General features: G+C 44.1%; 16 protein-coding genes. 7 read left to right on the top strand and 9 right to left on the bottom strand.

Going from position 1 to position 21910, the window contains the following annotated elements:
• The first annotated feature begins 565 nt into the window (after nucleotides 1-565).
• On the top strand, nucleotides 566-3367 hold the full coding sequence (polA, locus tag ACED53_RS05160) for a DNA polymerase I (RefSeq protein WP_017099576.1): 2802 nt from the start codon (nucleotides 566-568) through the stop codon (nucleotides 3365-3367).
• 507 nt (nucleotides 3368-3874) lie between these two features.
• On the opposite strand, the gene ACED53_RS05165 is transcribed toward polA, so the two are convergent.
• Together ACED53_RS05165 and yihA are read right to left on the bottom strand one after the other, a co-directional pair.
• Nucleotides 3875-4480, bottom strand: coding sequence for a hypothetical protein (locus tag ACED53_RS05165; RefSeq protein ID WP_017099575.1), 606 nt, complete (start codon nucleotides 4478-4480; stop codon nucleotides 3875-3877).
• Between the two features lie 230 nt (nucleotides 4481-4710).
• Nucleotides 4711-5370, bottom strand: coding sequence for a ribosome biogenesis GTP-binding protein YihA/YsxC (gene yihA / locus ACED53_RS05170; protein WP_017099574.1), 660 nt, complete (start codon nucleotides 5368-5370; stop codon nucleotides 4711-4713).
• 148 nt (nucleotides 5371-5518) lie between these two features.
• Between yihA and ACED53_RS05175 the strand changes: the two genes are divergently transcribed.
• The 5 genes from ACED53_RS05175 to hemN all read left to right on the top strand — a co-directional run bounded on the left by ACED53_RS05175 (nucleotide 5519) and on the right by hemN (nucleotide 10123).
• Nucleotides 5519-6136 carry a cytochrome c gene (locus tag ACED53_RS05175; RefSeq protein ID WP_009848044.1) on the top strand — a complete coding sequence of 206 codons (618 nt, stop codon included), beginning with the start codon at nucleotides 5519-5521 and terminating at the stop codon, nucleotides 6134-6136.
• Between the two features lie 557 nt (nucleotides 6137-6693).
• On the top strand, nucleotides 6694-7332 hold the full coding sequence (locus ACED53_RS05180) for a class I SAM-dependent methyltransferase (RefSeq protein ID WP_004735576.1): 639 nt from the start codon (nucleotides 6694-6696) through the stop codon (nucleotides 7330-7332).
• Entirely contained in the window at nucleotides 7332-7889 is a 558-nt protein-coding gene (gene yihI, locus ACED53_RS05185) for a Der GTPase-activating protein YihI (RefSeq protein ID WP_004735577.1), read from the top strand. Before ACED53_RS05180 ends, yihI begins: the two co-directional genes overlap by 1 nt.
• 6 nt (nucleotides 7890-7895) lie before the next feature.
• Nucleotides 7896-8384 (top strand): DUF2489 domain-containing protein, encoded by a 489-nt coding sequence (locus ACED53_RS05190; RefSeq protein WP_009848043.1) that lies wholly within the window; start codon nucleotides 7896-7898, stop codon nucleotides 8382-8384.
• 347 nt (nucleotides 8385-8731) lie between these two features.
• Entirely contained in the window at nucleotides 8732-10123 is a 1392-nt protein-coding gene (gene hemN, locus ACED53_RS05195) for an oxygen-independent coproporphyrinogen III oxidase (RefSeq protein WP_009848042.1), read from the top strand.
• 83 nt (nucleotides 10124-10206) lie between these two features.
• On the opposite strand, the gene ACED53_RS05200 is transcribed toward hemN, so the two are convergent.
• From ACED53_RS05200 to glnA, 5 genes are all read right to left on the bottom strand, one after another.
• A complete protein-coding gene (locus ACED53_RS05200; RefSeq protein WP_017099573.1) occupies nucleotides 10207-12822 on the bottom strand; it encodes an EAL domain-containing protein in 2616 nt (871 codons plus the stop codon).
• 108 nt (nucleotides 12823-12930) lie between these two features.
• Nucleotides 12931-14334, bottom strand: a complete 1404-nt coding sequence (gene glnG, locus ACED53_RS05205) for a nitrogen regulation protein NR(I) (protein WP_017099572.1) — start codon at nucleotides 14332-14334, stop codon at nucleotides 12931-12933.
• Between the two features lie 110 nt (nucleotides 14335-14444).
• Nucleotides 14445-15521: a nitrogen regulation protein NR(II) gene (glnL, locus tag ACED53_RS05210; protein ID WP_017099571.1), complete on the bottom strand. Its 1077-nt coding sequence runs from the start codon at nucleotides 15519-15521 to the stop codon at nucleotides 14445-14447.
• Between the two features lie 168 nt (nucleotides 15522-15689).
• Entirely contained in the window at nucleotides 15690-16259 is a 570-nt protein-coding gene (locus ACED53_RS05215; RefSeq protein WP_017099570.1) for a DUF4124 domain-containing protein, read from the bottom strand.
• A gap of 239 nt (nucleotides 16260-16498) precedes the next feature.
• Nucleotides 16499-17908 carry a glutamate--ammonia ligase gene (glnA, locus tag ACED53_RS05220; RefSeq protein WP_009848037.1) on the bottom strand — a complete coding sequence of 470 codons (1410 nt, stop codon included), beginning with the start codon at nucleotides 17906-17908 and terminating at the stop codon, nucleotides 16499-16501.
• A gap of 563 nt (nucleotides 17909-18471) precedes the next feature.
• Here glnA and typA point away from each other — a divergent pair.
• On the top strand, nucleotides 18472-20304 hold the full coding sequence (gene typA / locus ACED53_RS05225; RefSeq protein ID WP_009848036.1) for a translational GTPase TypA: 1833 nt from the start codon (nucleotides 18472-18474) through the stop codon (nucleotides 20302-20304).
• A gap of 192 nt (nucleotides 20305-20496) precedes the next feature.
• Here typA and ACED53_RS05230 read toward each other — a convergent pair whose 3' ends face one another.
• Nucleotides 20497-21027, bottom strand: a complete 531-nt coding sequence (locus ACED53_RS05230) for an AAA family ATPase (RefSeq protein WP_017099569.1) — start codon at nucleotides 21025-21027, stop codon at nucleotides 20497-20499.
• A gap of 20 nt (nucleotides 21028-21047) precedes the next feature.
• Complete coding sequence (locus ACED53_RS05235; RefSeq protein ID WP_017099568.1) at nucleotides 21048-21689, bottom strand: DUF2959 domain-containing protein; 642 nt, start codon at nucleotides 21687-21689, stop codon at nucleotides 21048-21050.
• Between the last annotated feature and the right edge of the window lie 221 nt (nucleotides 21690-21910).

A 21910-nucleotide genomic window follows, 5' to 3' on the forward strand; every position in this document is an offset into this window, starting at 1 on the left:
AAGGATGTTAAGTACTCAAGTATCAACTTGGTTACCCAACAGAATTCTCGCGAACTTGTACTAAGTTCTTTTTGACACGACATTGCTCACATTGCTTCCAGTGTAATTTATAGCTTTTAGGTAAAGCTGTGGTATTCAATTTGAATGGCTTTACCAGTTTTTGCTAGGCGACATCTTCGGGTGTCGCTTTTTTTATACCTCCAATTCAACAATATGCATATTTAGTGGCACGTTTTTTTATGAATAAAACGCCATCAGCATTCTTTTCCACAATGCAGGATCGTAAAAAGATCGTTGATCATATGTTCGATCTGTAAAATTGTTCTTTATTATCAGTGTTTTGTTGGTGTTTTTTGATTTGTTAACCTTACTTCTCAACAGGGTGGATAAATAATATAAACAGAGTTATCCACAGAACGCTTGCGTCTAAGAACAAAAAATAACAACAAATCGATTATAACGAATACAACCGAGTGAACGGATACAGATCGACAACATGGAATCCAACCAACAGACGTGGCATTCTTAACAGATAATTTCTGTACTTACTGGATTCACAAATATTATGGCTCGTATTCCTGATAATCCATTGATTCTGATCGATGGCTCTTCTTACCTATATCGCGCGTTCCATGCTTACCCTGGCACCATGAGCAATGGTGATATCCCAACGAACGCTGTTTATGGTGTAGTTAACATGCTACGCAGCATGATGCGTCAATTTGCTTCTGATCGTATTGCGGTTATTTTTGATGCGAAAGGGAAAACGTTCCGTGATGACATGTACCCAGAGTACAAAGCAAACCGCCCACCTATGCCTGACGATCTTCGTTGCCAGATAGAACCATTGCACAATGTGATTCGTGCGATGGGTTTGCCACTTATCTCTATTCCTGGCGTTGAAGCAGATGACGTGATTGGTACGTTGGCTTCTCAAGCTTCTGCGATGGGTATGCCTGTACTTATCAGTACTGGTGATAAAGATATGGCGCAGTTAGTTGATGACAACGTTACTCTGATCAACACCATGACCAACGTGGTAATGGATCGCGAAGGTGTGATTGAGAAGTTTGGTATCCCGCCAGAACTGATCATCGATTATTTGGCACTGATGGGTGATAAAGTCGATAACATCCCTGGTGTTCCGGGTGTGGGTGACAAGACAGCGACGGCTTTGCTACAAGGCATTGGTAGTATCGAAAAGTTGTATCAGAATCTTGATGATATTGCGGCGCTTGGTTTCCGTGGTTCGAAGACGATGGCTAAGAAGCTGGCTGATAATAAAGCCAATGCTGACATGTCTTACGAGCTTGCAACAATCAAGCTAGATGTTGAGCTTGAAGAGACACCAGAATCATTGGTAAAAGCTCAACCCAATATCGATGAGTTGATCAAGCTATACGGCCAATTGGTTTTCAAATCTTGGCTGAACGAGCTCCTTGAAGGTGGCAGCGGCGTGGTTGAGGCGGATGAGAAATCTTCCGCAGCGGGAGCTGGATCAGTACGTAGCAGCGCTTCTACTGTAGAGATGAATACGTCTGCCGTAACGATTGATCGTAGCAACTACGAAACGATTCTAGATGAAGCGTCATTCAATGTTTGGTTAGAAAAGCTTAAAGCAGCTGAATTGTTTGCTTTTGATACTGAGACAGACAGCCTTGATTACATGGTGGCGAACCTGGTCGGTCTATCATTTGCGACGGACGAGGGCGTTGCCGCTTACGTACCGGTTGCTCATGATTACCTAGATGCACCTCAACAGCTGGATCGTGATTGGGTACTTGAACAACTTAAACCGATTCTTGAAGATGATGCTCAAGCTAAAGTGGGTCAAAACCTGAAGTACGATATGAGTGTGCTAGCGCGCTACGGTATCGAAATGAAGGGTATTAAACATGACACCATGTTGGCGTCTTACGTTTTCAATAGCGTAGGTGGCAAGCATGACATGGACAGCCTAGCGCTGCGTTTCCTTCAGCACAGCTGCATCTCATTTGAGCAAATTGCAGGTAAAGGTAAGAAACAGCTTACTTTCAACCAGATAGAACTGGGTGAGGCGTCTCCATACGCTGCAGAAGATGCTGACGTGACATTACGTCTTCATAACCGCCTGATGGAAAACATTGAGCAAGATGAAAAGCTAAAAACCATCTATGAAGAAATCGAAGTACCACTGATTCCTGTGATGTCTCGCATTGAACGCACAGGTGTATTCATTGATGACATGTTGTTAGGGGCTCAATCGCAAGAGATTGCGGTTCGTCTGGATGAGCTAGAGCAGAAAGCTTACGAGATAGCAGAGCAAGAGTTCAATATGAACTCGCCAAAACAACTGCAAGCGATCCTGTTTGAAAAAATGGGTCTGCCAGTTATCAAGAAAACGCCATCAGGCGCACCTTCAACCAACGAAGAAGTGCTTCAAGAGCTGGCGCTTGATTACCCGCTACCTAAGTTGATCATTGAGTATCGTGGTCTTGCGAAGCTTAAGTCGACGTACACAGATAAACTGCCGAAGATGATCAACGCTGAGACTGGTCGTGTTCATACGTCTTATCATCAAGCGGTGACCGCGACGGGCCGTTTGTCTTCGACTGATCCAAACCTACAGAACATCCCAATTCGTAATGAAGAAGGTCGTCGTATCCGCCAAGCATTCGTTGCACAGCATGGTTGGAAGATTCTAGCGGTCGATTACTCTCAAATTGAATTGCGTATCATGGCGCACCTATCAGGTGACAAAGCGCTGCTGGAAGCATTCCAACAAGGCAAAGATATCCACGCGGCAACGGCTGCTGAGATCATTGGCGTTGATATTGAGCAGGTAACCACTGAGCAACGTCGTCGTGCTAAAGCGGTTAACTTTGGTCTTATCTACGGCATGAGTGCTTTTGGTTTGGCTAAGCAGCTAGGTATTCCTCGTGGCGAAGCACAACACTACATGGATACTTACTTTGAGCGTTACCCAGGTGTGATGCAGTATATGGAAGACACACGCAGCGCGGCTTCAGAGCAAGGCTTTGTTGAAACCATTTACGGTCGTCGTCTGCACCTTCCTGAGATTCAATCTCGAAATGGCATGCGTCGTAAGGCTGCTGAACGTGCGGCAATCAATGCGCCAATGCAGGGCACAGCAGCAGATATCATTAAGAAAGCGATGCTGTTGGTTGATGAATGGATTCAAGCGGAAGGCGATGGTCGTGTGAAACTGCTTATGCAGGTACACGATGAATTGGTGTTTGAGGTGGAAGAGTCAGCTTTAGCCGAAATTGAAAGTAAAGTACAACAATTGATGGAATCTGCTGCAGAGCTAGAAGTACCGCTTGTCGCGGAAGCTGGCCACGGTGACAACTGGGATCAAGCCCACTAATCAGTTTTTGACCTTATTGAGTAAATTAGTATGAGCCAGTGCACAAACACTGGCTTTTTTTTGTCTCGAATAAAGTTAGGTCATAAGAAGGTTTTGGGTGTTTTAATAAAACGTTCATGAAAAAAAACTACAAAAATGGTTTTCATTTCTGAGCAATTGTTGTACATTAAATCTTGTAGGGTACAGAGGTAAGATGTTCTATCTTTCAGACCTTTTGTTTCACGTTATTGGATTAGGCTGATTCAGCCGCCCCAGTCAGTATTTGACTGGGGCGTTTTTTCTTGTGCGAAAGAAAAATATCTCCAACCTACTATTCCCCCGTAAAATCTCCCATTTTTAGTGCCTTTTGTTACGTTTCCCCCAAGCAGCGTGATAAACACTTGATTGCCTTAGATCTGGAATTCAATCAGCAATTGGTAATTTTAATCCGTCTCTAAGTGCATTGTTTTATTCTTGAAAATAACTTTTATTTTACAAGTAACTCATAATACATTGATCGCTTACGTCTTATTTATCAGGACATTGAGTGGGTGAATGCTCAATGTAGTCCATGATTTCCTGTTGTTTCTCGGTGCTGTATTTCAGAGCTTCGGCCGTGATCTGGATAGATTGCGCCATAGAAGAGATATTGTTGGTCGCTTCCACCAAGGTTTGCTGCATGGGTTTTAGGATAAGTAGATAGATAGCGGTCAACGCGATAACAATGACAGCGATAACGGCTGCCAACGCAATAATGATTTTAGTTTGGATATCATCTAGCAGTAATTGACTGGTTTTCTTAAAGGCGAGTCGAGATTGGTCTAAGACTTGTGGGAGTTGATTGAGTGATGTCTTGGTGGAGCTCGCAAGCTGATTGATGCTTTCAACGGTTTGATTCAGGGCTTGTTGTTGGTCATTGCTGAGGTTGGGGTTGTTGACTATCGCCTGCAAAGATTGCGATATCACCTCAAGGGACTCACTCGCGTCTTTTGCATACTTTTCCATACCATCTAGGTCTAAAGTCATATCAACATTGACTAGAGCGGCCTCGGTCTTGGGCTGTTCCGCTTCAGATGCTACACCGGAAAATGAGATCAATATAAGTGCGATGGTCGCCAAGGGTTTTTTCCACATGAGTATTCCTTTCTCACTGTTTAGTTTGTTAAAGGTTGTCTTTTAGTATGGTTCACTTCTCTCGTTTCTAACTGATTAATCTTGTCTTTAATTCTCAAGACTTAGGTTTAACTCACTAATTTTTGGGCAAAAAAATACCCCACCTATATAAGGAAGGGTATTAATAAGGCTAAATCACTTGCTGTAAGTGCTTTAACTTCTAATTATAGATAAAGCTATAGATAGAAGAACTACTCTGAGTCGTTGTGCTCTTCGTCCGCTAGCTCATCAATGATTTGATCAGCAAACACTGGGGCAAACCACTCATCCATCTTGGCACGCAGTTGATCAACGCCGATACCCTTCATTGAAGAGAAGACATCAACCGCAACATCACCACCGAAAGATTTCGCATCATTACGGATTTTCAGTAGCTGTGCTTTACGCGCACCACTTTTCAGTTTGTCTGCTTTTGTTAACAAAACTTGTACTGGGATGCGGCTATCGATAGCCCAGTAGATCATTTGTTGGTCAAGGTCTTTCATTGGGTGACGGATATCCATCAATACCACTAAACCTTTTAGGCTTTCACGTCGTTGTAGGTATTCACCTAGCGACTTCTGCCATTTTTTCTTCATCTCAAGCGGTACTTGAGCGAAGCCATATCCCGGTAAATCGACAATATGACAGCCGTCGGTAACCTTAAATAGGTTAATTAGCTGAGTTCGACCTGGGGTTTTACTGGTTTTCGCCAAGCTTTTTTGGTTTGTAACGCGGTTTAGTGCGCTAGATTTACCAGCATTGGAGCGTCCTGCAAACGCAATTTCGATCCCTTCGTCTTCTGGTAAGTGACGAATATCAGGTGCACTGGTAATGAAATGCGTGTTTTGATAATGAATTTTTACGCTCACTGTTAACTCCATCTCGACTTTGTGTAGTCGATTGATTACTTTTTTGTGAATTTGTGTAAAATAACCGTGCTCGGCATAAGGTCGCCTATTGTACCATGAGTGGCAACATAGAGTGGTACTGGAAGCTTGATAATTATAATGGAATGTCATGAAGAAATTAGCGCTAATTTTGAGTCTTTTAGCCAGCTGCTCAGTATGGGCTCAAGGTAGTATTGAAGCTGGTAAAGCCAAATCACAAACATGTGTTGCCTGCCACGGTGCTGACGGCAACAGTCTGATCACTCAGTATCCTAAGCTGGCTGGTCAACATGAGAAGTATCTAGAGAAGCAGTTAAAAGAGCTTAAGCTAGGTATGACGAGTGGTGGTAAACAAGGTCGTTACGAGCCTGTAATGGGTGCAATGGCGATGCCTTTATCTGAAGAAGATATGGCTGACCTAGCGGCATACTACGCATCTCTCCCTATCTCTAGTAACTCTACTCCTGAAAATGTAGTAGATGAAGGTAAGGTTCTTTACACTGCGGGTAACGCAGAACGCGGCGTAACGGCTTGTATTGCTTGTCACGGCCCTCGTGGTAATGGTACCGAACTTTCTGGTTTCCCTAAGATTTCAGGTCAGCACGCAGATTACATCAAGGCTCAACTTGAGAAATTCCGCGATGGTAACCGTAATAACGACATGAATGCGATGATGCGTGATGTAGCTAAAAAGTTAACAGACGCAGATATTGATACCTTATCGAAGTACGTTGGTGGTTTACACTAATATGTTGGTTTCTTGCTCTTAGCCAGAGTAATGAAATGTACGTTCGAGCGAGATTGAAGAGACGCCCCGATCAGTAATGGTTGGGGCGTTTTCTTTTGTATTGATTTTATATATCCGGTTTGTGTTAATGTCTAATTTATCAATGCTTGTTCGAATTGTGTACAAAAGTGTGAGCTCGCACTCTTGTAGTCTTTTTGTAAAAAGGTAAAGTAGCCGCCATCAGCTAGGAGCTGACTTAGATACGGATGGTCATCTAGTCTAACGGTATAGACAGAAACGGATCAGGCTAGGACAGCCCAGCAACAAGGTGTTAGAAAAGGATAGCCAAAACTCATCAGGACGATGAACAACAAACAAATTTGGCATGGAAAGCACCAATAACAAATGGAGATTTGTGTACCAAGTTGAGTATGCAAATTTTGGCCGATATAGGCAGATTTAGAGAGCGATAGGTTTTCCTATCGCTTTTTTTATTGATTTGATGAAAAAACACCCAATACCTCTCCACTATAAACTCAGTTTCTGGTATGTTTCGCATCCCTGTTTAAGGATGTGCTATGTATACTTGTCCCTTATGCCATCACCAAGGCGTGAATCACTATTTTGAAGACAAACGCAGAGCCTATCTGCAGTGTCAGCAATGTGAACTGGTATTTGTTAAACCTGAACAAAGGTTAGAAGCAAAAGAAGAGAAAGCACACTATGATCTCCATGAGAACGATCCTAGTGATGCAGGCTATCGCCGTTTTCTATCTCGCATCGCGGATCCACTAACAGACAAAATTTCATCTAACTCACACGGGTTGGATTTTGGTTGTGGCCCAGGCCCTACGCTATCTATTATGTTAGAAGAAGCCGGACACACCATGGAGTTGTACGATATCTATTACCACCCAGAAGCTTCTGTGTTGGAAAAAACGTATGACTTTATGACTGCCACGGAGGTGATAGAGCATCTTTATCACCCAGACAAAGTGTGGCAGCAATGGTTGAATTTAGTTAAACCCAAGGGCTGGATTGGTCTTATGACTAAACTAGTAATAGACGTAGACGCGTTTGCTGGTTGGCACTACAAGAATGACCCGACACATGTCGTCTTCTTTAGTCGTCAAACATTCCAGTTTTTGGCAGAGCGGGATAAGCTCGAACTAGAATTTTTTGGAAATGATGTAATTTTACTGAGGAAAGTGCAGTAATGGGTCGTAGTAAGAAATCAAGAAAACCGGGAGCACTTGGCGCTCCGGAACCTATGGTTACTCGTAACCGTAGTGAATCTGATGTTGAAGGTCGTGAACGTAAGCGTGTTAAAAAGCGTAAAGGCCTTAAGTCTGGCAGCCGTCACTCTGATGGTAGCGAAGCAAAACAGCGTAAAGCTGCACTAGCTCGCGACCCTCGTTTAGGCAGCAAGAAAAAAATCCCGCTGATTGTTGAACCAGCGAAGAAGTCGACGAAACAAGAGCGCAAGCTATCTAACGAACAAGAGTTAGAGATGCTTGAGAATGATGCTCAACTGAACACACTGCTAGATCGTATCGAAAATGGTGAAAACCTAGGTGCTGGTCTGCAGAAGTTTGTTGATGAGAAACTTGATCGTATCGAACACCTAATGGGCCGCTTAGGTCTGCTAGAGCCAGAAGACGATGAAGAAGAGATCTTCGAAGAAGCACCTGTTGCCTCTAAGAAAAAAGCAAGCTCTGACGAAGACTTGCTATCTCAATTCGAAGATTTCGACTTAGACAGCTTTAAAGGTTAATAGCCAATGAACGTAACCTTATTAGCAATTGCTGGTGGAATTATCATTCTCGGCTTGGGCTCTTACGCAGGTTACCTTCTACTTCAAGTGAAGAAGCAGACGGAGTTGCAAAAGCAGCATCAAGCACTTGCCATTGAAAAACGTAACGCGACGATTTACGAAAACGTAAATACTTTATGCTTAGCGGGTATTCAAGGCCAGTGTGACTTACCTGAGATCAGTATTCGAGTGTGTATCATTATGGATAACGTTCAGGGTGATGAGCGTGTTGATTTTGATTCTGAGTATCCTGCTCTTTCTGAGCTGTACCATATCGTAAAAGATATGGCTCGCGGAGATGCAAGACAGGAACTGACGAAGAAAGATCGCATGCAGCAGAATCTCACGCGCCATAAGGCAGAGACTCGCTTGAATGATGCGGTCATCGAAGATTTGAAAAGGTTGCAGGAGAAGGTTAAGCCTCTCAACAACCAAATCAACATTCAGATGATCTAGTCACTAAGACTATTTAATATAGAGGCTTGTTGAACACTCCATTTTTAAGACGTGCTGCTTTTAATACCTATGCCTTTAAGACGCTTTGTCTTAAAGGCATATTGTTTTTAAGTCGCCTTGCTTTTTAATAGACAATGTTAAATGGGCTTTCTTACCTTTTGCGTCTCGTTAATCCCGACGCTTTGTTAGTGATCAAGCTAGCAGTTCTGAGTTTTTGTCTGAAAAATTGATTTTGTCTTGGAACGACCTTACTGGTCGTGTGGCAAAATAACCCGTCTATATTTTAATGTATGTAAAATGATTTGAGAGACCTTAGGTTCTCGCGGATCTAAATTGGAAGTACCGCTATGTCGAGCAAGCCAGTAACAACGAATCAGCAAATCGTTTGGGATCAAGAAATCTTAAACAAGTACAACTATTCGGGACCTCGTTACACCTCATACCCAACTGCGTTGGAGTTTCATGAAGCGTTTACTGTCGCTGATTACGACATGGCGTGTACTCAATATCCTGATCGTCCACTCTCTCTTTACGTGCATATCCCATTTTGTCACAAGCTTTGTTACTACTGTGGTTGTAATAAAGTCATTACTCGTCACTCGCATAAAGCGGATGAGTACTTGGATGTGATTGAACATGAAATCCGCCAGCGCGCCTCGTTATTGAATGGCCGTAAAGTGACTCAACTGCACTTCGGTGGTGGTACACCAACGTTCTTGACCAAAACACAAATCACTCGTTTGATGGGCATTTTGCGTGAAGAGTTTAACTTCACCGCTGACGCTGAAATCAGTATTGAAGTTGACCCGCGTGAGATTGAGCTAGACGTACTTGACCACCTTAGAAATGAAGGCTTCAACCGCCTGAGCATTGGCGTGCAAGACTTTAATAAAGAAGTACAGAAGCTGGTTAACCGTGAGCAAGATGAAGAGTTCATTATTGCAATGGTTCAACGTGCGACAGAGCTAGGCTTCCGTTCAACTAACCTGGATTTGATCTACGGCCTACCAAAGCAGACTCAAGCTTTGTTCGCTGAAACATTGAAGCAAGTGTTAGAAATGAAGCCGGGCCGTTTATCTGTATTTAACTACGCACACATGCCGCAACTGTTTGCTGCGCAGCGTAAGATAAAAGATGAAGACCTACCTGAAGCGAAAGAGAAGATGGCTATCTTACAAGATACTATCGAGACGCTAACCGGTGCGGGTTATCAGTTCATTGGTATGGATCACTTCGCACTACCTGAAGATGAGCTAGCCGTAGCACAACGTGAAGGTATTCTGCATCGTAACTTCCAAGGCTACACGACCCAAGGTGAAGCTGACTTAATTGGTTTCGGTGTTTCTGCTATCTCAATGGTCGGTGATGCTTACGCTCAAAACCAGAAAGAGCTGAAGAAGTACTACGCTCAAGTGAATGACCTGCGCCATGCACTTTGGAAAGGTGTTGCACTAGACAGTGACGACCTTCTACGTCGTGAAGTGATCAAGCAGCTGATTTGTAACTTCAAGCTTGATAAAACAATGATCGAATCTGAGTTCTCGGTTAACTTTAATCGCTACTTCAAAGAAGATTTAGAGCTTCTACAAACCTTTATCAACGATGAGTTGGTTGAAGTCGATGACAAAGAAATCCGCGTAACTTTGCGTGGCCGTTTGCTGATCCGTAACATCTGTATGTGTTTTGATAAATACCTACGTGCCAAGGCTCGCCAACAGCAATTCTCTCGCGTCATCTAATAAATCGATAGAGAATAGAAACATAAAAAATGCCAGCATCATGCTGGCATTTTTGTATCTGACTCATTCGGTTTCTGCCTGATTTAGGCGAGGTTCTCTTTGGTGCTCTGTTTGGCCTCTGCGTTTTGTTCGATTTTGTTATTCGTTTTAAACTTGGCATTTTGCTTGGTGCCGAGGTCGGTAGGCCATTGGTCAAACGGAACTGGACGACTGTATAAGAACCCTTGAGCTAACGGACATTGAAGCTGCTTGAGTAGTTCAGCTTGTTGTTGTGTTTCAACGCCTTCTGCTACCAAACTTACTTTGAAACCCTTGGTGATGTTGACGATGGCCGCGACGATGGAGCTGTCTAGGTTCTCTTTTTCCAACTTACTGACGAAGCTGCGATCGATCTTTAAGCAATCAAATGGCAGTTTGTGTAAGTAAGCCAGTGACGAATAGCCGGTACCAAAGTCATCAATTGCAATCGAGATACCTAGTGCTTTTAGCGTCAGCATATTATCGATGATGGTTTGGTCATTGTCGACGATGCGTGATTCAGTGATCTCTAGCGTCAGGTTTTGGGCTGGTAATTTGGTGTCACGCAGCGTGCTTTTAACCAATTCAATGAATCCGCTTTCACTCAGTTGGTCGACAGATAGGTTAACGTGAATAGAGAAGTCTTTATTCCATTTTCCAGACTCAATCGCGATTGCGGTATCTCGACATGACTTGTGCAAAATCTGCTTACCAATGTCGTAGATCAATCCTGTTTCTTCTGCTAAAGGAATGAACTCCAAAGGTGAGATTATACCCTCGTCCGTTACCCAACGAGCCAAAGCCTCGGCACCTATGGTAGCTCCGGATTCCAGGTCGATTATAGGCTGATAGAAGGGCTCGAACTGCTGAAGCTCAATTGCCTTGTTAAGACGTGCCAGCATCTTGGTACGATATCTCGATGCTTTGCCCATTTCTGGGTTGTAAATACTGACACTGGTTTTGTCTTGCTTTGCGTTGCTCAAGGCTATACTGCTGTTGCGTAGCAGCAGTGTAATGTCGTTGACGTTCGAGACATTCACTACACCCATTGATACTTTGATCACCACGCTTTCTGATTCCATGGCAAATGGGGAGGTAAAGATTCGAAGTAAGCGGCTCGTCAGTAGCTGGACATCATCTATTTGATTGATGTTAGGAGCGTAAATCGCAAATTCATCCCCGCCAGTTCGAGCTAACAGGAAGTTCGATGGCAGCGTACCTCTTAAACGAGCAGCCGCAATGATAAGTAGTTGGTCACCATTGTAATGGCCGAGGCTATCATTAATATCTCGAAAGCGGTCAATACCAATTAAGTAAAGTGTACCTTTTTCGTTTTCAGGGTTTTTCTTGGCTGTATCAATAAATCCTTCACGACTATACAGTTTAGTTAATGAGTCATAGGTAAGTTGAGCCTGTAACGCCTGAAAAGAAGCCTTTAAATTGTTGGTCATCTCATTAAATGACGCAGTTAACATGCTAATTTCATAGATATTGCCTGTTTTTGGCATGCTCGTATCCCAGTCACCTTTGGCGAGACGCTTTGCTGCCCCTGCTGTTGAAGTGATGGGTTGAGTTACGCGATTGAAGGCAATTAATCCAGCGATAATACCAATGCAACTGAGCGTTAGACCGAGTAACCAGCTGTTTCTTTGGTTTTTTGGTAATTCACCAAGTAGGCTACTTTCAGGGATCGACATACCAATAATCCAAGTGATGCCGTACTCATCTTTATAAGGGGTAAGTTGATTGAAATATCGTTCGTTATCTAAATTAAAACTAAAGCGCTGCACATTTAAATCATCGATTAGATGAAACTTATCTACATAACGGGCACTTTCACGTATTACCGCGTTAGCACTCTCTGTTGCTAACAAGCGCTGGCCTTTGTCTGTTTGTCCTGTTCCCCAAGAGACCACGCTGCCTCCGCCCGAATGAGCGACTAAGCGCTGTTGCTTATCAATAATATAAACAGAAGCATCTGTTTCATCTTTTAGTTCTTTGAGAAATGCATTAAAAGTGTTGATCTTGATATCGCTGGCAAGGACACCTTTGAGCTCGTTATCACTATAGATAGGAGCAAGAGCCGATAAAGTGATCTCTTGTCGTTCATCTGCATTGGCATAAATTGATGACCATAATGCCTTGTTCTGTGCTACGACAGGTGTGTACCAAGGGCGAACTCTTGGGTCGTAAGCTGAAATCACGGTTCGAATGTCTTCGCTAATCGTGTGGCCACGATAAATGACCAGCTGGCCTTGGGTTCGGTCATCTCGGGCCATCAAAGTGTAGCCGTTGTTAACTTCTTTTCGAAAACCGACGTAGCTACCGTCTGCAGAGCCAAAACTAATCACATCTAGTTGGGGAACAGCTTGGAAATGACGAGAAAATTTATAAAGGATGTAGTCTTGAACCTGACTAAGATCTCCCTCTTTATAAAGGTTGTGATAACCGATGTTATGACTTAGTGAAAGGTTAGCGTGAAATGGCTTTTCTAAAAAATCGGCAAGGCTTTGATGAACGTTATCAGTGAGTGATGTTAGTTGGCGCGCACTAATATCACTCACCATCTCCTTGTAGCTTTGCTTTTGAGTGAAAATCATTACGCCCATAGTGAAGAGAAATATCATCACGAATGGCAGAACCACTGCGGTTCTCAAGGTAATTTGTGTTTTCAAAGACATCTTTAGCTACAGTTTGGATAGATAGTGTACTGTAATTGTACCGATACTATTCAAAGCAAGCGACACTTTTTTAGCTTTAAAAAATATGTATATAGAGGCATATAAAGATCAGTACAACTCTTTGAGTTTACGAGTCAGGGTATTTCTTCCCCATCCTAAAACTTTCGCTGCATCTTGTTTATGGCCATTAGTATGGTTGAGTGCGGCCTCTAATAATATACGTTCAAACTCGGGTAGAGCATAAGTCAGCAGCTCTTTTTCGCCGGAATCGAGCGCACTCTTAGCCCAATTAGCCAGCAGTTGTTGCCAATTACCATCAGTACCTTCGCTGATCACAACCTTCTCTTCCAATAACTCAGGAGGCAGATCCGAAGGAAGTATTTCACTACCACTTGCCATTACTGTTAACCAACGACAAATGTTCTCAAGCTGACGTACGTTACCCGGCCAATTTAGCTGATTGAGCTTCATGATGGTCTCTGAGTGCAGTGTCTTCACTTCTACGCCAAGCTCTTCAGCGGCTGATGCTAGGAAGTGGTGAGTCAGCTTTTCAATGTCCTGTTTACGTTCGCGCAGTGCCGGAATATGGATTCGGATAACGTTGAGTCGATGGAAAAGGTCTTCACGGAACCCACCGTCATGTACTAAGCGCTCAAGATCTTGGTGGGTTGCGGCAACGATACGAACATCGACCTTAACCGCAGAATGTCCACCTACGCGATAAAACTGGCCATCAGACAGCACGCGCAGTAGTCGAGTCTGAATATCGAGTGGCATATCACCGATCTCATCCAAAAACAGAGTACCCCCGTTGGCTTGCTCGAAGCGTCCTTGGCGAACACTGTTGGCTCCAGTAAAGGCGCCTTTTTCGTGGCCAAACAGTTCTGACTCGATGAGATCTTTGGGAATCGCAGCCATGTTCAGGGCGATAAAGGGCTTTTTCGCTCTTGGGCTGTGACGATGTAAGGCGTGTGCGACTAGTTCTTTACCTGTACCTGATTCACCATTGATCAGTACGGAAATGGATGACCGAGACAAACGACCAATGGCGCGGAAGACTTCCTGCATCGCAGGCGCTTCGCCAATGATTTCTGGCGCGTTGGTGTCTTCTACTGCTTCACTCGCCTGTTCTCGCTTTTGCTCTTGGCTGTGGGCGATTGCTCGTTCTACTAAAGTCAGTGTCTCATCGATATCGAACGGCTTAGGCAGATACTCAAAAGCGCCTTTTTGATAAGCATTGACCGCAGCATCAAGGTCTGAGTGCGCGGTCATAATGATCACTGGCAGGTCGGGAGAGCGTTGATGAACCTGATGCAAAAGCTCAATACCGTCAATGCCGGGCATGCGAATATCGGACACCAAAACGTCTGGTGTCTCGCGCTCAAGAGCAAGTAATACGCTCTCTGCATCAGCAAATGTTTCACACTTTATATCCGCAGATGAAAGTGTTTTCTCTACTACCCAGCGGATAGAGCTGTCGTCATCGACGACCCAAACGTATCCCTTACTCATAATTCAATTCCTTTGCAGCCAAATCTATTGTGATAATCATTGTTGTTTTTATTGTTCGGTATTCAGTGTTGCCAATGAAACGTTGTTTCCAGTGAGAGACACAGCTTTGCTTATATCGGCAAATAAATCGTGAATGTGGTGTTGCCCGGCCAGCTTTCAACATCAATTTTCCCATTGTGTTGATCGATCAGGTTTTGAGATATCGATAGCCCTAGCCCTGTTCCTCCTTCTCGTCCGCTGACCATTGGGTAAAACAGGGTGTCTTTCAATTCATCGGGGATACCCGGGCCGTTGTCGCAGATCTCAATGCGAGCGGCGAGTTTGTGTCGCTGACCATGAATGTTTGCTTGATGCACCGTTCTGGTGCGAATGGTGATTTTCCCTGATTCTTGAGCCTTCAGAATCTGAGCTGCGTTGCTCACTATGTTGAGCATGGCTTGTTCTACCTGTGCTGAATCCATCAAGATGTCCGGTAGGCTCGGGTCGTAGTCTCGTTCGATGATGAGTGTTGAGCCTGATTCTAGCTCGACGAGTTGCCTTACTTTTTCAAGTATTTGGTGAAGGTTCTCTTCCGATTTGGTCCCCGGTTTCTGTGGGCCAAGCAGGCGATCGACCAAAGCTCTCAGGCGGTCGGCTTGCTCAATAATGATCTGCGTATATTCATTAAGGGACTGATCAGGGAGCATTTTACCAAGTAGCTGCGCGGCTCCTCTTAATCCGCCCAATGGATTCTTAATCTCATGGGCTAATCCGCGCACCAATAGTTTAGCCGCTTGTTGTTGTGCGTGTTGGTTGAGCTCTTGGCTGAGGCGTCTTTGTTGGTCTATCTTGCGCATCTCAACCAATAACAGCGTTTCTCGCTGCCAAGAGATTGGGCTCACTGTTACCTCAAGCATTAGTGGGCGGTTATCAACCACAAAGGTAACGTCACTGTCGGTAATGCTCTGGCCACTTTGTAGCGGTTGAGTCAACAGCGCTAAATCCAGTGAGGCGTGCTGGATAAGTTGGCTCAGAGGGTGATCAACGATACGTCGTGCACTTTGCGAAAAGAGTTGTTCAGCCGCCGGGTTGGCATATCGGACATACAGTTGCTCATCGAGCATCAATGTTGAGGTCACCATATTGTCGAGAATGGCGCTGGAAAGATGATGTGTATCTATGCTGTCGCTTTTGGCTGATCGATTCACTATTTCGTCCTTGAACTGGTGTTTTTCTCACTGCACCAAATTGGTGCGAAGCTAAGTTCAAGTATGGCGCATATCAACCAGAAGCTAAAGATAATTCATTAGAGTTGCTGAAAGCTGCTTCGATCAGGTGAAAAGTAGAGGTAATTTGGCCTCTTTTAACACATTGGCTTACTTGAGCGTCGCTCGATGTAAATACACGGTGACTGGACTAGTAGATGCAATAAGCTTGCCGCTTCTATGTGCTTGAATTGCAATGGTGTGAGTGCCTCGATCGATACCTTTCAATTCCCAATTAGGTTGGGTTTGTGGAGCGCCATAACGACGACCATCGAGCATCAGTTGCAACTGCTCTCCAATACCAAGCTTGCGGTTGAGTTCTATTTTTATTGGGATTAAGCCACGGTTGCTGCGGATGGTTTGATCATGAACTGGAGTCAGCATGCTGAGGGCTAACTGAGCGGGTACCTCTCGTTTCGTGTTATCTGTTTTTTTCTGAGCTTGAGCTGGTGTTGCCGTTTTACTTGTAGAGGGATCTGCAGCGTCAACAGGCGTTGAAGCCTCAAATTTAGGAGCAGGCGCGGAAGCTTGTACGTCAGGTAGGCGCAGAGCCTCCGCACCTCGATCGGTAGGGGTATCACTAAAGTGAAGCACACCATCCTCATCTTCCCAGGTGTACACCGTTTGAGCAGAGCACGAGAATGCGACTGTTAATCCGATTAGGAACAGTATGTTTTTCATATCGTTAGCCTCTTTCCACCGTTAGGTGTTTTCACGTTTGACGTTAGTTTTGTTATTGATTTTATTGTATTTATAGCAACAGCCTCTGAGGGCTTTGTTTAAGATATGGTACGAGGAAGCTGGGGGAGGGAGAATAAAAAAAAGGCCCGCCTGCGAGGCGAGCCTAATATTTTTTAGTGCTTCTTACATGTTGCAATAGCTTTTACTGCAGTAAGAATTACATGCTAACCGACTAAGGGTTAAACTGAGTAGTACAGTTCAAACTCAAGTGGGTGTGTAGCCATGTTCACGCGCTGTACGTCATCAGATTTCAGAGTGATGTAAGAATCGATGAAGTCGTCAGAGAATACGCCACCAGCCGTTAGGAACTCACGGTCTTCGTTAAGTGCTGCTAGAGCACCTTGTAGAGATTCTGCAACTGTTGGGATTTCAGCTGCTTCTTCTGCAGGAAGGTCGTATAGATCTTTATCCATAGCTTCGCCAGGGTGGATCTTGTTCTTAATACCGTCAAGGCCAGCCATAAGCATTGCTGAGTAGCATAGGTATGGGTTAGCTGCTGGGTCACCAAAACGTAGCTCGATACGACGTGCTTTCGGGCTTGGTACTACTGGGATACGGATAGAAGCAGAACGGTTACGTGCTGAGTAAGCAAGCATTACAGGTGCTTCGAAACCAGGTACAAGACGCTTGTATGAGTTCGTTGATGGGTTAGCAAATGCGTTGATTGCGCGAGCGTGCTTGATTACACCACCGATGTAGTAAAGAGCCATTTCAGATAGGCCGCCGTACTTATCACCAGCAAACAAGTTTTGTCCATCTTTGTTCAATGACATGTGAACGTGCATGCCAGAACCGTTGTCACCAACTAGTGGCTTAGGCATGAATGTCGCTGTTTTGCCAAATGCGTGCGCAACGTTGTGTACAACGTACTTGTAGATTTGAGTCTCATCCGCTTTTGTTGTTAGCGTGTTGAAGCGAGTTGCGATTTCGTTTTGACCCGCAGTTGCAACTTCGTGGTGGTGAGCTTCAACAACTAGGCCCATCTCTTCCATTACTAGACACATTGCTGAACGGATATCTTGAGATGAATCGACAGGAGCTACTGGGAAGTAACCGCCTTTAACGCCAGGACGGTGACCTTTGTTACCGCCTTCGATGTCAGAACCTGTGTTCCAAGCTGCTTCTACATCATCAATCTTGAAGAACGAACCAGACATGTCGTTTGAGAACTTAACGTCATCGAATAGGAAGAATTCTGGCTCTGGACCCACTAGAACTGTGTCTGCGATACCCGTAGAACGTAGGTATTCTTCAGAACGTTTAGCGATAGAGCGTGGGTCACGGTCGTAGCCTTGCATTGTTGCAGGCTCAAGGATGTCACAACGGATGTTTAGCGTTGCATCTTCTGTGAATGGGTCCAGTACAGCAGAAGCTGCGTCTGGCATCATTACCATGTCAGATTCATTAATGCCTTTCCAACCAGCTACTGAAGAGCCGTCAAACATTTTGCCTTCTTCGAAGAAGTCTGCATCAACTTGGTGAGAAGGAATAGAGATGTGCTGCTCTTTACCTTTTGTATCAGTAAAACGTAAGTCGATAAATTTAACTTCGTTCTCTTGGATCAGGGATAGTACATTTTCTACTGACATCTTGGATAACCTCCAGTGTTATTAATTCGGTATTAGCTCGATTCGGTTGAAACCAGCATTGATTAATGTCTATACGTGCATTAATCGATGCTGATTTATCTATAGCCAAAAACGTGCCAAAAAAATTATTCCATTAATTTCAATGATTTACTTGTTTTCTTGATTTGCGAACTCTGACTTTTGCACCAAAATGATCTTTGGTTGCACGGTATTGGTGCAACTATTTATCTGTGCACCAAGATGAGACATAAGCGAACACCATTCAGCAATGAATTGCCTAAGTTGTCAATCCACTTTTGTTATTTTACCTGAGATTTGGTTGCCCACTTCGCGGGTGATACTTTTCGATAACCCTACGAATTAGTCGACTAGACACTGTACGGAACCAAAGTTAAGCGGATATGAATCGCTAATAAAGAAAAAAGCCTTGGTTCAGATCACATATTTCTGGGTTTTTGTCTAGAATCTGGTATATTATTGACCGTTTTTTAAATCAAGCTAGCGGTTATTATCCAAACTTTTGAGATAAGTGACGGCTACTTTTATGAGTGAATCGAGAATCCATGTCTACTCCACAGATTGATAAGTTAAGAAATATCGCGATCATCGCGCACGTTGACCACGGTAAAACGACTTTGGTTGATAAACTACTACAACAGTCAGGCACTCTTGAGTCTCGTGGTGAAGCTGAAGAGCGTGTCATGGATTCGAATGACATCGAAAAAGAGCGTGGCATTACAATCCTTGCTAAGAACACAGCAATCAACTGGAATGATTACCGCATCAACATCGTAGATACTCCGGGACACGCGGACTTCGGTGGTGAAGTTGAGCGTATCATGTCTATGGTTGATTCTGTTCTGCTTATCGTTGACGCAGTTGATGGCCCAATGCCTCAAACTCGTTTCGTAACGCAAAAAGCATTCGCACACGGTCTTAAGCCAATCGTTGTAATCAACAAGATTGACCGCCCAGGCGCTCGTCCTGATTGGGTTATGGATCAAGTATTCGACCTTTTCGACAACCTAGGTGCTACAGATGAGCAACTAGACTTCACCGTTGTTTACGCTTCAGCTCTAAACGGTTGGGCAACAATGACTGAAGGTGAAACTGGCGAGAACATGGAACCATTGTTCCAAGCTGTTGTTGATACAGTAGAAGCGCCAGCAGTTGACCTTGACGGTCCACTACAAATGCAAATTTCGCAACTTGATTACAGCTCTTATGTAGGTGTTATCGGTGTTGCTCGTGTTACTCGTGGTTCTGTTAAGCCAAACCAACAAGTAACTATCGTGAATGCTGAAGGCAAAAAACGTAACGGTAAAGTAGGTACTGTACTTGGTTACCTAGGTCTTGAGCGTCACGAAGTAGAACAAGCTAACGCTGGCGACATCATTGCAATCACAGGTCTTGGTGAGTTGAAAATTTCAGACACTATCTGTGACGTAAACACTGTTGAAGCAATGGAACCACTGTCTGTTGATGAACCAACAGTAACAATGACGTTCCAAGTAAACACTTCTCCGTTCGCGGGTAAAGAAGGTAAGTTTGTAACTTCACGTAACATCCTTGAGCGTCTTGAAAAAGAATTGGTTCATAACGTTGCACTACGTGTTGAAGAAACTGAAAGTCCAGACCGTTTCCGCGTATCAGGCCGTGGTGAACTTCACCTTTCTATCCTGATCGAAAACATGCGTCGTGAAGGTTTCGAGCTAGCAGTATCTCGTCCAGAAGTAATCATCAAAGAAGAAGATGGTCAGAAAATGGAACCGTTCGAAACGGTTACTATCGATGTAGTTGAAGAGCACCAAGGTGCGATCATGGAAAGCATCGGTCTACGTAAGGGTGAGCTAACAGATATGGCACCAGATGGTAAAGGCCGTGTTCGCATGGACTTCATGATGCCTTCTCGTGGTCTTATCGGTTTCCAAACTGAATTCCTTACAATGACGTCTGGTTCTGGTCTTATTTACCACTCGTTCGATCACTACGGTCCTTACAAAGGCGGTATCATTGGTCAACGTAACAACGGTGTTCTAATCTCGAACGCGACTGGTAAAGCACTGACTTACGCATTGTTCTTCCTTCAAGCTCGTGGTCGTCTATTTACAGAGCACGCTGATGAAGTTTATGAAGGTCAAGTAATCGGTATTCACAACCGTTCAAACGACCTGACAGTAAACTGTCTGAAAGGTAAGCAACTAACGAACGTTCGTGCATCTGGTACTGATGAAGCACAAGTTCTTTCTCCACCGATCAAGCACACTCTAGAGCAAGCTCTTGAGTTTATCGATGAAGATGAACTAGTAGAAGTAACGCCACTAAACGTACGTATCCGTAAGAAGCTTCTTACTGAAAACGAACGTAAGCGTGCAGCACGTCCAGCTAAGGCTTAATCGCCAGCTGACTAGCTTCTAGCTATTCAAGCAATACGTTTTAGAATAAATAAGAAAGCCCCGAGTAGCCTAGCTGCTCGGGGCTTTTGTTTTATGTGGTGTTAGAGTTGATACGGGTAAACGAGATGCGAGATACGAAAGGCGTTTAAGTATTCGTCATCCTCAAGAGGGAGGGACGACCGAGTTGGGGATCTAGCTTTTGATACCTAAGTAACGCTCAACGAATTGAAGCCGCTCATCGACTGATATAAATGGCACCTCGACAACCTCATAGCCAAGCTCTTGATAGACTCTGACTAGCGCGTGGTGAATGTCTAACGCTTCCTCAAACGGATAAGGTCTCACATCATCTTGTACGTAAATCGATGCCTCAGGATGACAGAACAAGACTTGTGAGTGGTAGCCTTGGCTCGCTTCTCGGTAGTTCGCATCAATCTCAAGATTAGCCTGATCTAAGTAACCACAGATATCTGGAATCGCACGGTCAAGAAAAGCAATTTGGTGCTGCTTCGCTTGCTCTTTTTGCTCGCTCATCACGTCTAAACACAAGCGAGCAAAGCCCGGTAGGTCTAACCAAGGTAAGATACCGTTCTCAAGTTGGCTCTGCTGTTCTATCAGGTGGCGAGAGGACTCTGCGAAGGTTGGGTAACCCATGTCACCCAAGGCGTTAATCAGAGTTGTTTTTCCGGCTCCGGGACCGCCAGTAATAATGATAGGCTTCATCGTGTCCTGTCTCTGAAACGTTATTTTTGGTTGAGTTGTGCTAAGAACTTATCCGACTCAGCTATCGCAGCATTCATCTGTGTTATTGCGTAGGCGATGTCTTTTTCTAAGCTCATAAACTCTCCCTGCAATGAACCAACGGCACTCGCATTGAGGTTGTGTTTGAGATAAAGCGTGTTGTCGCGAAGAGTGTTGAGTACCGGATCCATTTTCTTCTCAGCCCGTTTCATCGCTGAAAGCATGGTCTGGTAAGATGATTTGGTTTCACGCAGCTTTTTCTCACTTGAACGACGCAGTGAATCGCTGGTGTAAAGGTCCAACTCTCCCTGCCATTCTGCAAATAGCGCATCCGACACATCTTCAATCGCAGCAATGCGGTCACTGACATTTTGTGCGGCTTTTTCACTGTCTTGGTATTTATCATTAATCTTGTTGTACATGTCTTCAAGGTCGCCGCCACTAAAATTAGTTAGGCTACTCAAAGCTTCAAGTGCGCTAGTAAACTCTTCTTGAGCGTCCTGTTGCGACTCTTTAGCGTCTTCCACTCTATCAACCATAATGTCACGCTTGTGGTAACCCACTTGCTCCATGGCGGAGTAATAAGCTGATTGGCATCCAGTAAGAGTAAAAATAGAGAGGACTATAACTATTAAATAAGGCATCCTAGTTTCCCATAGTTAAATAATATCAATCGTAGTAAATAACTGCTCAACCTAGCTTGTTAAAATGCTCGATAACGGCGTTAGAATTTTTGATTGTAGAATGACTACTTATCGAAACTATTCTTTGCCGAGAAGGGCTTCCTTGTTCTCAAGCCTTTTTCCTACGCTATTTTCGAACATTTACTTACTGTGATTAATATAACGGAATATTAATTAGGACT

This window comes from Vibrio sp. 1F169, assembly GCF_041439605.1.
In the GTDB taxonomy this organism is placed as follows: Bacteria; Pseudomonadota; Gammaproteobacteria; order Enterobacterales; family Vibrionaceae; genus Vibrio; species Vibrio tasmaniensis_A.

Bases quoted from the DNA above. Each gene is read 5' to 3' on its own strand.
- polA (WP_017099576.1), top strand. From the start codon at position 566: ATGGCTCGTATTCCTGATAATCCATTGATTCTGATCGATGGCTCTTCT.
- ACED53_RS05165 (WP_017099575.1), bottom strand. From the start codon at position 4,480: ATGTGGAAAAAACCCTTGGCGACCATCGCACTTATATTGATCTCATTT.
- ACED53_RS05175 (WP_009848044.1), top strand. From the start codon at position 5,519: ATGAAGAAATTAGCGCTAATTTTGAGTCTTTTAGCCAGCTGCTCAGTA.
- ACED53_RS05180 (WP_004735576.1), top strand. From the start codon at position 6,694: ATGTATACTTGTCCCTTATGCCATCACCAAGGCGTGAATCACTATTTT.
- yihI (WP_004735577.1), top strand. From the start codon at position 7,332: ATGGGTCGTAGTAAGAAATCAAGAAAACCGGGAGCACTTGGCGCTCCG.
- ACED53_RS05190 (WP_009848043.1), top strand. From the start codon at position 7,896: ATGAACGTAACCTTATTAGCAATTGCTGGTGGAATTATCATTCTCGGC.
- hemN (WP_009848042.1), top strand. From the start codon at position 8,732: ATGTCGAGCAAGCCAGTAACAACGAATCAGCAAATCGTTTGGGATCAA.
- ACED53_RS05200 (WP_017099573.1), bottom strand. From the start codon at position 12,822: ATGTCTTTGAAAACACAAATTACCTTGAGAACCGCAGTGGTTCTGCCA.
- glnG (WP_017099572.1), bottom strand. From the start codon at position 14,334: ATGAGTAAGGGATACGTTTGGGTCGTCGATGACGACAGCTCTATCCGC.
- ACED53_RS05215 (WP_017099570.1), bottom strand. From the start codon at position 16,259: ATGAAAAACATACTGTTCCTAATCGGATTAACAGTCGCATTCTCGTGC.
- glnA (WP_009848037.1), bottom strand. From the start codon at position 17,908: ATGTCAGTAGAAAATGTACTATCCCTGATCCAAGAGAACGAAGTTAAA.
- typA (WP_009848036.1), top strand. From the start codon at position 18,472: ATGTCTACTCCACAGATTGATAAGTTAAGAAATATCGCGATCATCGCG.
- ACED53_RS05230 (WP_017099569.1), bottom strand. From the start codon at position 21,027: ATGAAGCCTATCATTATTACTGGCGGTCCCGGAGCCGGAAAAACAACT.
- ACED53_RS05235 (WP_017099568.1), bottom strand. From the start codon at position 21,689: ATGCCTTATTTAATAGTTATAGTCCTCTCTATTTTTACTCTTACTGGA.